Source organism: Frankia sp. R82 (assembly GCF_023716925.1).
Taxonomy (GTDB): domain Bacteria; phylum Actinomycetota; class Actinomycetes; order Frankiales; family Frankiaceae; genus Frankia.
Map to the genome: position 1 here is coordinate 1 of NZ_JAMQQG010000341.1, position 11345 is coordinate 11345.

Annotated in this window: 10 protein-coding genes; 9 read left to right on the forward strand and 1 reads right to left on the reverse strand. The window is 72.4% G+C overall.

From position 1 onward, the window contains the following. Positions 1-1099: serine/threonine-protein kinase (locus ND747_RS27810; RefSeq protein ID WP_251737224.1), on the reverse strand; the 1099-nt coding region annotated here is incomplete at its 3' end. A gap of 208 nt (positions 1100-1307) precedes the next feature. Here ND747_RS27810 and argC point away from each other — a divergent pair. The 9 genes from argC to ND747_RS27855 are packed head-to-tail and all read left to right on the forward strand — an operon-like array spanning position 1308 to position 10853. Continuing rightward, positions 1308-2336 carry an N-acetyl-gamma-glutamyl-phosphate reductase gene (argC, locus tag ND747_RS27815; protein WP_251737225.1) on the forward strand — a complete coding sequence of 343 codons (1029 nt, stop codon included), beginning with the start codon at positions 1308-1310 and terminating at the stop codon, positions 2334-2336. A 31-nt stretch (positions 2337-2367) separates the two neighbouring features. Then, positions 2368-3528, forward strand: coding sequence for a bifunctional glutamate N-acetyltransferase/amino-acid acetyltransferase ArgJ (gene argJ / locus ND747_RS27820; protein WP_251737226.1), 1161 nt, complete (start codon positions 2368-2370; stop codon positions 3526-3528). After that, a complete protein-coding gene (gene argB, locus ND747_RS27825; RefSeq protein ID WP_251737227.1) occupies positions 3525-4532 on the forward strand; it encodes an acetylglutamate kinase in 1008 nt (335 codons plus the stop codon). The genes argJ and argB overlap by 4 nt, the downstream gene beginning before the upstream one ends. Then, positions 4529-5791: an acetylornithine transaminase gene (locus ND747_RS27830; protein ID WP_251737228.1), complete on the forward strand. Its 1263-nt coding sequence runs from the start codon at positions 4529-4531 to the stop codon at positions 5789-5791. The genes argB and ND747_RS27830 overlap by 4 nt, the downstream gene beginning before the upstream one ends. After that, positions 5788-6753 carry an ornithine carbamoyltransferase gene (gene argF / locus ND747_RS27835; protein ID WP_251737229.1) on the forward strand — a complete coding sequence of 322 codons (966 nt, stop codon included), beginning with the start codon at positions 5788-5790 and terminating at the stop codon, positions 6751-6753. The genes ND747_RS27830 and argF overlap by 4 nt, the downstream gene beginning before the upstream one ends. Continuing rightward, complete coding sequence (gene argR, locus ND747_RS27840) at positions 6750-7457, forward strand: arginine repressor (protein ID WP_251737230.1); 708 nt, start codon at positions 6750-6752, stop codon at positions 7455-7457. The genes argF and argR overlap by 4 nt, the downstream gene beginning before the upstream one ends. A 47-nt stretch (positions 7458-7504) precedes the next feature. Next, positions 7505-8707 (forward strand): argininosuccinate synthase, encoded by a 1203-nt coding sequence (locus ND747_RS27845; RefSeq protein ID WP_251737231.1) that lies wholly within the window; start codon positions 7505-7507, stop codon positions 8705-8707. Positions 8708-8760: 53 nt separating this feature from the next. Next, a complete protein-coding gene (gene argH, locus ND747_RS27850; RefSeq protein ID WP_251737233.1) occupies positions 8761-10155 on the forward strand; it encodes an argininosuccinate lyase in 1395 nt (464 codons plus the stop codon). Further along, a complete protein-coding gene (locus ND747_RS27855; RefSeq protein ID WP_251737232.1) occupies positions 10140-10853 on the forward strand; it encodes a DNA-3-methyladenine glycosylase in 714 nt (237 codons plus the stop codon). Before argH ends, ND747_RS27855 begins: the two co-directional genes overlap by 16 nt. Positions 10854-11345 lie beyond the last annotated feature (492 nt).

The following is an 11345-nucleotide window of genomic DNA, read 5'->3' on the forward strand; positions in this document are numbered from 1 at the left end:
GTCGGGACGGCGCCCGTGGCGTGGACGGCTGCGGCGAGGTCGGGGGTGGCGAGGTCGGGGGTGGCGAGGTCGGGGGTGGTGGCAAGGTGGCTGCGTCCAGAGAAGCGCCCGTGGGTACGGGCATGGCCGTCGGAGTCCGGCTGGTCGCGGTTGCGGTCGCAGCCGCGTCGTACGAGGTCGCCGCGGTCGGCGGGGTGCCGAGCAGGGCGGCGCGGACGCCGGGGGGCAGGTGCAGGGCGAGGCGGATCTGCTCGGTCCAGCCGGGACCAAGGCTCACGGTGGCGGCCCGGGCGAGGGCCCGGGCGAACGCGTCGGCGTCGGGATGCCGATCGGCCGGGTCCTTCGCGAGGGCGCGCAGCACGACCTCGGCGATCGGATATGCCACCCCGGTCAGCGGCGGTGGCGGCTCGTGCAGGTGCTGCTCCCACAGGGCCTCGACCGACTGGAGCGGATCGAACGGCGGTCGGCCGGTGAGCAGGTGGTAGAGCAGCACCCCGAGGGAGTACTGGTCCGTCGCCGGGCCGATCCGGCCGCGGCGGATCTGCTCGGGTGCCATGTACATGGGGGTACCGGAGACGCTGCTGGCGGTGGCCGCCACCCCCTCGAAGATCTTGGCGATGCCGAAGTCGGTCACCTTCACGGTGCCCTCGGCGGCGAACATGATGTTGTCGGTCTTGATGTCCCGGTGCAGCACGCCGCGGGTGTGCGCATGGTGCAGCGCCGAGGCCACGGCCAAGCCCACCGCGACCACCTCCGGCCCGGTCAGTCCGGCGTGGCCGTGGGTGAGCGTGCCACCGGAGAGCAGCTCCATCACGACCAGGCAGAGCCCCTCGGCCTCGACGTAGTCGTGCACCTGCACGATGTGCGGATGGTCGAGGCGGCCCAGCGCCCGGGCCTCGACGGCGAACTCGAGGCGGACCGCCTCGGCCCGGTCCGCCTCCATCACCTTGATGGCAACCGGCCGGCCGATCTGCCGGTGCTGCCCGGACAGCACGAGCCCGAACTGCCCCGAGCCCAGCCGGGCACCGACCTCGTACCCGGGCAGTGCACGCTCGACCCGATCCCGGTCGACGATCACCACTGCGTCGGGCGGGTGCACAGCCCGGTCCTCGTCTCCCCCGTCATCGAGGGGTCAGCTTAGCGAGGTGCCACCTACCGTCACACAGGTGTTGCTCCCGGGAGCCATGCGGACACGGGCGGCGTTGCGGACCTGGGCGTGGGTGCCGCGCAGTGGCCGGGCTCGCCGGACTCCGGCCTTCAACCGAAATTCATTGAATGATCATGCGGGCGAGTGTATAAGTTCTCGTATGGGAGTGACGGCGGCGGTGGCGGGAGCAAGCGGTTACGGCGGCGGAGAGCTGCTGCGCCTACTGCTCGGCCATCCGGACATCGAGATCGGGGTGCTGGCGGCGAACACGTCCGCCGGCCTGCCGGTGACAGACGTGCATCCGAATCTGCCCGACCTCGAAGGTCGAGTCTTCGCTGACACGCAGACACTTGTCGAGAGCAAGGCGGACATCGTCTTCCTCGCGCTGCCGCACGGGCAGTCCGGGGCGGTGGCCGCCGCCCTCCCGCGGGGTGTGCGCGTGGTCGACCTCGGTGCCGACCACCGCCTGGCCGATCCGGCCGCCTGGCAGCGGGCCTACGGCGGCGAGCACGCCGGCACCTGGACGTACGGAATGCCCGAGCTGCCCGGTGCCCGCCCGCACATCGCCGCCAGCAGCCGGGTCGCCGCGCCGGGCTGCTACCCGACGGCATCTTCGCTCGCCCTCGCGCCGCTGCTGGTCGCGGGCCTGGTCGAACCGCAGGATCTGGCGGTCGTCGCCGCCAGCGGCACCTCGGGTGCGGGCCGCGCGGCCAAGGTGAACCTGCTCGGCAGCGAGGTGATGGGTGATCTCACCGCCTACAAGGTGGGCACCCACCAGCATCGTCCCGAGATCGTGCAGGCGCTGTCCGGCGTTGCCGGGCTCCCGGTGAGCCTGTCGTTCACGCCGGTGCTCGCCCCGCTGCCGCGGGGGATCCTGGCCACCTGCTCCGGGCGGGCCGTTCCCGGCGTCGACGAGCAGGCCGTCCATGAGGCGTTGCGGGCGGCGTATGCGGGGGAGCCGTTCGTGCGGGTGCTCCCACCCGGGCGCTGGCCACGGGCCGCCGCGACGCTCGGTGGCAACGCCGTCCACGTGCAGGGCACGTACGATGCCGAGTCCGGGCGGGTGATCGTGGTGTCCGCCATCGACAACCTCGGCAAGGGGGCGGCCGGTCAGGCGCTGCAGTGCGCCAACCTGATGCTCGGCCTGCCCGAGACCGCCGGTCTCACCGCTCAGGGCATCGCGCCGTGACCACCTCCATCCTGTGCCTGGGAGGGCAGCTGTGAGCGTCACCGCCCCGCGGGGCTTTCGTGCCGCCGGAGTCGCGGCCGGACTGAAGCCGTCCGGTAATCCGGATGTCGCCCTCGTCGTCAACGACGGTCCCCTCGCCGCCGCCGGCGGCGTGTTCACCCGCAATCGGATCCAGGCCGCGCCGGTGTTGTGGACCCGTCAGGTGCTTGTGGACGGCCGGGTGCGGGCCGTGGTGCTCAACTCCGGTGGCGCCAACGCCTGCACCGGCCCGGCCGGGTTCGGTGACACGCATGCCACCGCCGAGCATGTCGCCGGTGCTCTCGGCCTCGGCGCGGGGCAGGTCGCGGTCTGCTCCACCGGGCTGATCGGCGTCCGGCTGCCCATGGATCGGTTGCTGGCGGGTGTCACCCGGGCCGTGGAGGAGCTCGACGACGACGGTGGCGGCCAGGCCGCCGAGGCGATCCGCACCACCGACACCGTGGCGAAGACGGCGGTGCGTACCTCCACCAGCACCCCCGGTGTCACGGTCGGGGGCATGGCCAAGGGCGCGGCGATGCTGGCTCCGTCCCTGGCCACGATGCTCGTCGTGGTCACCACGGATGCGGTGGCGGATGCCGCCACCCTGACCGGTGTGGTGCGGGAGGCCTCGCGGGTCAGCTTCGAGCGGGTCGACTCCGACGGGTGCCTGTCGACCAACGACACCGTGCTGCTGCTCGCCTCCGGCGCCTCGGGGGTCACCCTGCCCGCCGCGGAGTTCACCGCTCTGGTTTCCGAGGTGTGCCTCGATCTCGCCCAGCAGATGCTCGGCGATGCCGAGGGCTCGACCAAGACCATCGCGATCACCGTGGTCGGCGCCGCCAGCGAGGCTGACGCCCTGGAGGTCGGCCGTGCCGTCGCCCGCAACAACCTGCTCAAGTGTGCGCTGTACGGCAAGGATCCCAACTGGGGTCGGGTGCTCGCCGCGGTCGGCACCACCACGGCTGCGTTCGAGCCCGACGCGCTGGACGTGTCGATGAACGGCGTGCAGGTCTGCCGCGCCGGCGCCCCCGGGGCGGACCGGGACCTCGTCGACCTCTCCGACCGGCGGATCGACATCCTCGTCGACCTGCACTCCGGTTCGGACGAGGTCACCGTGTGGACCAACGACCTGACCGACGGCTACGTCTACGAGAACTCGGCGTACTCGACATGACCGACACCGCCTCGCCAGCCCCGCCCCCGCCCGCCTCGTCACCCGCCGGTGCGCGTGGGCCCGCGGCCACCGCCCGCGGGCACGCTGCGCTCGCCAAGACGCAGGTCCTCATCGAGGCGCTGCCCTGGCTGTCGCGGTTCCAGGGCGCGACGATCGTTGTCAAGTACGGCGGCAACGCGATGACCGAGCCGGCGCTGCGCGCCGCGTTCGCCGCCGACATCGTGTTTCTGCGCTATTCGGGGCTGCGGGTCGTCGTCGTCCACGGCGGTGGGCCGCAGATCACCGCACATCTGGCCCGCCTCGGCGTCGAGTCGACCTTTGTCGGCGGCCTGCGGGTGACCACCCCCGAAACGATGGACATCGTGCGGATGGTGCTGCTCGGCCAGGTCAACCGGGATGTCGTCGGCCTCGTCAACGACCACGGCCCCTTCGCTGTCGGGCTGTCCGGTGAGGACGCGAACCTGTTCACCGCCCGGCGCAGCCCCGCCATGGTCGACGGCGAACCGGTCGACGTCGGCCTCGTCGGCGACATCGTCAAGGTGCGTGCCGAGACGGTCAACGCCCTGCTCGACTCCGGCAAGGTGCCCGTCATCGCCTCGGTGGCCCGCGGCGTCGACGGCGGCGTCTACAACGTCAACGCCGACACCGCCGCCGCCGAACTCGCCGTCGCCCTCGGTGCGACCAAGCTCGTCGTGCTCACCGACGTCGAAGGTCTGTATGCGGACTGGCCGGTCAGCGACGAGGTTCTCAGTGAGCTGACGATCACCGAGTTGGAAGAGCTCCTGCCCACCCTCGCGTCCGGCATGATTCCCAAGATGGAGGCCTGCCGTCGGGCGGTGCGCGGCGGTGTCCCGCAGGCACATGTGCTCGACGGCCGTGTCCCGCATGCCCTGCTGCTCGAGATCTTCACCGATGACGGCATCGGCACTCTGATCACCCCCGGGCCCGCGTCCGTCCCTGATTCCATCCCTGATCCCACCCCCGAGACCGGAGCCAGGCCATGAACGCCGATCTGCTCGCCCGCCGGGACGCCGTGATCATGGCAACCTACGGCCGCCCGGCGCTGTCACTGGTCCGCGGCCAGGGCACCCGGGTCTGGGACGACACCGGCCGGGAGTACGTCGACCTGCTCGGTGGCATCGCCGTCAGCGTGCTCGGCCATGCCCACCCGGCGATCCGCGCCGCCGTGGTCGCCCAGCTCGACACGCTCGGCCACGTGTCGAACCTCTACGCCAACGAGCCGCAGGTCGCTCTCGCCGAACGGCTCGTCGAGCTGCTCGGCGAGAGCCCCCTGCCCGCCGGCGGCGCCGACGGTGCGAGCGGGGATGTCGGCGGTGGCGCGAAGGTCTTCTTCGCCAACTCCGGTGCCGAGGCCAACGAGGCCGCCATCAAGATCGCCCGGCGGACGGGGCGGCCGGAGATCGTCGCCGCCGAGAACTCCTTTCACGGCCGCACCCTCGGCGCGTTGTCGATCACGGGCCAGCCGGCCAAGCGCGCTCCGTTCGAACCCCTGCTGCCCGGCGTGCGCTTCGTCCCCTACGGCGACGCGGCGGCGCTGCGGGCGGCGGTCGGTGAACAGACCGCCGCGGTGTTCCTCGAACCCACCCTGGGGGAGGCGGGCGTGGTGCCACCGCCGCCCGGCTACCTGGCCCAGGCACGGGCGGTCTGCGACGACGCCGGGGCGCTGCTCGTGCTCGACGAGGTCCAGAGCGGGATCGGCCGCACCGGTGCCTGGTTCGCGCACCAGAGCGCCGGGGTGCGCCCCGACGTCGTCACCCTGGCGAAGGGGCTCGGCGGTGGCCTGCCGATCGGGGCCTGCATCGGCATCGGCGCCGCCGCCGACCTGCTGCGCCCCGGCGACCACGGCAGCACGTTCGGCGGCGGGCCGATCGTGTGCGCTGCGGCCTTGGCCGTGCTCGACACGATCGTCGCCGACAATTTGCTTGAACACGCCCGCACGGTCGGCGACCGCCTGGCGGCGGGGATCCGCGCCGCCACGATCCCCGGTGTTCTCGGTGTGCGCGGGCCGGGCCTGTGGCGGGCGATCGAGCTCGACGGCCCCTACGCCCCCGCCGTCGAGGTCGCTGCCCGGCAGGCGGGCTACCTGGTCAACGCCGCGGTGCCGACCGCGGTCCGGCTCGCCCCCCCGCTCATCCTCACCGACGCCGAGGCGGATGCCTTCCTCGCGGTGCTGCCGGGTGTGGTCGCCCGGGCACGCGAGACGGCCGACCTGCCCGGGGAAGGATCTAAGGTCAGCGCATGACGGCCCGACACTTCCTGCTCGACACCGACCTGACCTCCGCGGAACAGGCTGCTGTACTCGATCTCGCCGACGGCTTCAAGGCCCGGCGGCGCACGCCGGGGCCGGCCGACCGGCCGCTGGCCGGCCGCTCGGTGGCCCTGCTGTTCGAGAAGCCCTCCACCCGTACCCGCCTGTCCTTCGACGTCGGGGTCGCCGAGCTCGGCGGTCATCCCGTCGTCATCGACGCGGCCAGCACCCAGCTCGGCCGGGGCGAGACGATCGAGGACACCGCCGCCGTGCTCAGCCGGTACGTCGACGCGATCGTCGTGCGGACCTTCGCTCAGGAGCGGCTCGAGCGGCTCGCCGCCGCCGCGAGTGTCCCTGTCGTCAACGCTCTGTCCGACCACGCCCATCCCTGCCAGGCCCTCGCCGACCTGCAGACCATCCGGGAACGGCGCGGCAGCCTGGCCGGGCTCACCCTGACCTACCTCGGCGACGGCAACAACGTCGCCCACTCGCTGCTGCTCGCCGGTGCCCTCGCCGGGATGCGGGTGCACGTCGCCTCACCGCCCGGCTACGAACCGTTCGAACAGGTCGTCCGGCACGCCAACGAGATCGGCGCGACCACCGGCGGGGAGGCCCTGGTCATGCATGACGCGCTGGAGGCCGCCGCGGGCGCCGACGTGCTCTACACCGACGTCTGGGCCTCGATGGGCCAGGAAGGCGAGTCCGACAGCCGATCGTTGGTCTTCCAGCCCTACCAGCTCGACGAGAAGGCGGTCGAGGCCGCCCGGTCGGACGTGCTGGTCCTGCACTGCCTGCCGGCACATCGGGAGCTGGAGATCGCCGGTTCCGTGCTCGACGGTCCGCACTCGGCCGTGTTCGACCAGGCCGAGAACCGGCTGCACGCGCAGAAAGCCCTGCTGTCGCTGCTGTTCGCATCCGAGGCGGCACAGGCACCCGAGGCAGGCGTGCCGCGATGAACGCGGTCGACACCGGCCCGGACGCCGGCCCCGCCGCCGGCCCGGGTCCCGGAACCGGTCTGCGGCGGGCGGCGCCGCTGACCAAACATGCCCGCCAGGCGCGCCTGGCCGCGCTCATCGGCCAGCGCTCCGTACGGTCGCAGTCGGAACTCGCCCGCCTGCTGGCCATCGAAGGTGTGCAGGTCACCCAGGCCACCCTGTCCCGCGACCTGGAGGACATCGGCGCGACGAAGGTGCGTGGCGTCGACGGCGCACTGGTCTACGCCGTCGAGGGCAACCTCGCCCCGGCCGAGACCGTCCGGCTGCCGCTGACCCGGCTGTGCGAGGAACTGCTCGTCTCCGCCGAGGCCAACGGCGACCTCGTCGTTCTGCGCACCCCGCCGGGCGCCGCGCAGCTGTTCGCCTCGGCGCTCGACCGCGAGGACATGCCGGCGATCATGGGCACGATCGCCGGGGACGACACTGTCCTCGTCGTGTGCCGGGCGGCCCAGTCCGGTGGCGATCCCTCCGGCGGTGTGCCTGGCGGGGACGCCCCCTCACGGCGCAGGATGCCGCTTGGTGGCGTCATGCCGATCGGCGGGCCCGCACTGGCGGCCTACCTGCTGTGGCTGGCCGAGGGACGGGGTCGGACCGCGGCGCCGCCCGACCCGCAACCGTCCGCGCCGGCTCTGCACCCGCCCGACCGCAACCGTCCCACCCCATAGCAGGTCCCACCCCATAGCAGGCCCCATCCCATAGAAGGAGTAAGTCCGTGACCGAACGCGTCGTGCTTGCCTACTCGGGCGGCCTCGACACGTCCGTGGCGATCGGCTGGATCGGTGCCGAGACCGGTGCCGAGGTCGTCGCGCTTGCAGTCGATGTCGGCCAGGGCGGCGAGGACCTCGAAGCGATCCGGGCGCGCGCCCTCACCTGCGGCGCCGTCGAGTCGATCGTGGTCGACGCCCGAGCCGAGTTCGCCGAGTCGTTCGTCGCCCCGGCCATCCGCGCCAACGCCCTCTACATGGACCGTTACCCGCTGATCTCGTCGCTGTCGCGGCCGATCATCGTCAAGCACCTGGTGGCGGCCGCCCGCGAGCACGGCGCCGACGCCATCGCGCACGGCTGCACCGGCAAGGGCAACGACCAGGTGCGCTTCGAGGTCGGCGTGTCCGCCCTGGCCCCCGGGCTCAGGGTGCTCGCGCCGGTCCGTGACTCGGGCATGACCCGGGACAAGGCGATCGCCTTCGCCGAGGAGCGCGGCCTGCCGATCGACGTGTCCAAGCGCTCCCCCTACTCCATCGACCAGAACCTGTGGGGGCGCACCGCCGAGTGCGGCATTCTCGAGGACCCGTGGGCGCAGCCGCCGGAGGACGTCTTCGTCTACTCGGCGGACCCGACGGTTGCCCGCACCCCGGACGAGGTGACGGTGTCGTTCACCGACGGCATCCCCACCGCGCTGGACGGGCGGCCTCTGGGCCTCGCCGAGCTGGTCGCCGAGCTCAACACCCGCGCCGGCGCGCACGGCATCGGTCGCATCGACATGATCGAGGACCGGCTGGTCGGGATCAAGAGCCGGGAGATCTACGAGTGTCCGGCGGCGATCACCCTGCTCACCGCGCACCGCGACCTCGAGGACCTCACCCTCGAGCGCGACGTCGCCCGGTTCAAGCGGGGCGTCGACCAGCGCTGGGGCGAGATCGTCTATGACGGCCTGTGGTTCTCCCCGCTCAAGGCCGCCCTCGACGCGTTCGTCGACGCCTCCAGCGTCGGGGTGTCCGGGGACGTGCGGCTGCGCCTGGCCGGCGGGGTCGCCCAGGTCGTCGGCCGGCGCAGCCCAGCGAGCCTCTACGACCACGCGCTGGCCACCTACGACGCCGGCGACCAGTTCGACCAGTCGGACGCGCGTGGCTTCATCGAGCTGTGGGGCCTGCCGACCAAGGTCTGGGCGGCCCGTGAGCAGCGGCTGAACCCGTGACCTCGACCGATTCCGCGGCAGCCGCCGACGCGCCGCCGTCGGGCGGCCCGCCGATGCGGCTGTGGGGTGGCCGGTTTGCCGGTGGCCCGGCCGAGGCGCTCGCCCGCCTGTCGGTGAGCGTCCAGTTCGACTGGCGGCTCGCCCCCTATGACCTGCTGGCCTCGAAGTCGCACGCCCGGGTCCTGCATCGTGCCGAGCTGCTCGAGGACGCCGAGCTCGCCGCGATGCTGTCCGCCCTGGACGGCCTTGCCGAGGACGTCGCGAGCGGTGCCTTCCGGCCCACCGTCGAGGACGAGGACGTCCACACCGCGTTGGAACGCGGCCTGCTGGAACGGCTCGGCACCCTGGGCGGCAAGCTGCGCGCCGGGCGTAGTCGCAACGACCAGGTAGCCACCGACCTGCGGCTGTACCTGCGCGACCATGCCCGCCAGGTGGCGCTGCGGCTCACCGAGCTGTCCCAGGCCCTGGTCACGCTGGCCGAACAGCACGTCGAGACCCCGGCGCCGGGCATGACCCACCTGCAGCACGCCCAGCCGATCTCGTTCGCCCACCAGCTGGCCGCCCACGTCCAGGCGTTCGTGCGGGACGCCGACCGGCTGCGTGACTGGGACGTCCGGGCCTCGGTCAGCGCGCTCGGCGCCGGGGCCCTCGCGGGATCCTCCCTGCCCCTCGACCCGCGCGGGGTCGCCGCCGAACTGGGCTTCGACCGGGCGTTCGAGAACTCGCTCGACGCGGTGTCCGACCGGGACTTCGCGGCCGAGTTCCTGTTCGTCGCCGCGCTCATCGGCGTGCACCTGTCCCGCCTCGGCGAGGAGATCGTGCTGTGGACGACGCGTGAGTTCGGCTGGGTCGAGCTCGACGACGCGTTCGCCACCGGCAGCTCGATCATGCCGCAGAAGAAGAACCCCGATGTGGCCGAGCTCGCCCGGGGCAAGTCCGGGCGCCTCATCGGCGGGCTGACCGGCTTCCTGGCCACCCTCAAGGGCCTTCCGCTCGCCTACGACCGGGACCTGCAGGAGGACAAGGAGCCGGTGTTCGACGCCGTGGACACCCTGCTGCTGGTGCTGCCGGCGCTGACCGGCACGGTGGCCACGATGCGGGTCCGCCGCGAGCGGCTCGCCGCGGCCGCCCCCGACGGGTTCGCGCTCGCCACCGACGTCGCGGAGTACCTGGTCCGCCGGGGGGTGGCGTTCCGTCAGGCACACGAGGCCGTCGGCCAGCTCGTCTCCTGGTGCGTGGCACACGACGTCGACCTGGACGACGTCAGCGACGACGATCTGGCGGTGATCAACCCGTTGCTCACCCCGGACGTGCGCGGGGTGCTGTCGGTGGCCGGCGCCCTGCAGGCCCGTTCCGCCCCCGGTGGGACGGCCCCCGACCGCGTCCGGGAACAGCTCGCCGCGCTCCTGCCCGTGCTCGACGGGGACCGTCGGTGGGCGATGGGCTAGGCGCGGCTGCGCCGTTGCCAGCCGCCTTCTTCGACCGGCCCGTGCTGGCCGTGGCCCCCGACCTGCTGGGGGCCACGGTCCGGCACGGGCCGGTCGTCGTTCGCATCACCGAGGTCGAGGCCTATGGCGGCGTGGACGACCCGGCCTCTCATGCGGCCCGCGGCCCCACCCCACGCTCCGCCGTCATGTTCGGTCCGCCTGGGCGGGCCTACGTCTACCTCAGCTACGGCGTGCACTGGTGCGTCAACATCGTGTGCGGCCCGGTGGGGCAGGCCTGCGCCGTGCTGCTGCGAGCCGGCGAGGTGGTCGAGGGCCAGGCGCTGGTCCGCGACCGCTGGCCGGCGCTGTCGGCCCGAGATCTCGCCCGGGGCCCCGGCCGGCTCGGCCGGGTACTCGGAGTCGGACCAGCCCTGACCGGAACGCCCGTGACCGGCGGCGGCCCCCTGGTCGCCGCCACCGCCAGCAGCAGCCCATCGGCCATCACACCGACACACCGACGCCCTGAGCGTGGCATCGACGCCCACGGTGACCTGGTGCCCGGCACAGGCCGCACCGCACCGACGCCATCGACGGCCGTGACCGTCATCCAGCGTGGACCGCGGATCGGGATCCGGGCCGCGGCCGAGTGGCCCTGGCGGTTCTGGCTGGCCGGGGACCCGACGGTCAGCGGCCCCCGCCAGCTACCGCGGCGACCCTGAGAACCGGCACGTGGCCCGACGAGAACTGCCAGGCGGACCGACTGGGAGCGAACGCGCTGGTCAGAGACCCGTGGCCCTGCCTTGGAGGATCTTGGCTCAGACCTCCAAGCCTCGCATATCAGAACATCGCTGCGAAGCGCTCCGAGGGTGGTGTGACATAGGTCACACATCTGAGGCAGGGATTGATTTGACGCTCCCCGTCATCCACCCGTAATGTTCTCTCTGTCAGCGAGACACGGCGGACGCCGAACACCACGGCCGCCCCCCGCAGACGGGAACCTCCTGCGGGAGGTTCGGGGATAGCGACCGCGAGGCGGCCCCTTCTGGGGAGAAGCTGACGAGCGTCGCATCACAAACTTGGCAATGTGGAACATAGTCGCACGGATCGGAACATCCTGGGATGTTCCTCCGGAAGGCGCCTGCTCCTTGAGAACTCAACAGCGTGCCGATTGTCAGTGCCAATTATGTACTGCCCCCTTTTTCATGGCTCTG

Bases quoted from the DNA above. Each gene is read 5' to 3' on its own strand.
- argC (WP_251737225.1), top strand. From the start codon at position 1,308: ATGGGAGTGACGGCGGCGGTGGCGGGAGCAAGCGGTTACGGCGGCGGA.
- argB (WP_251737227.1), top strand. From the start codon at position 3,525: ATGACCGACACCGCCTCGCCAGCCCCGCCCCCGCCCGCCTCGTCACCC.
- ND747_RS27830 (WP_251737228.1), top strand. From the start codon at position 4,529: ATGAACGCCGATCTGCTCGCCCGCCGGGACGCCGTGATCATGGCAACC.
- argF (WP_251737229.1), top strand. From the start codon at position 5,788: ATGACGGCCCGACACTTCCTGCTCGACACCGACCTGACCTCCGCGGAA.
- argR (WP_251737230.1), top strand. From the start codon at position 6,750: ATGAACGCGGTCGACACCGGCCCGGACGCCGGCCCCGCCGCCGGCCCG.
- argH (WP_251737233.1), top strand. From the start codon at position 8,761: ATGCGGCTGTGGGGTGGCCGGTTTGCCGGTGGCCCGGCCGAGGCGCTC.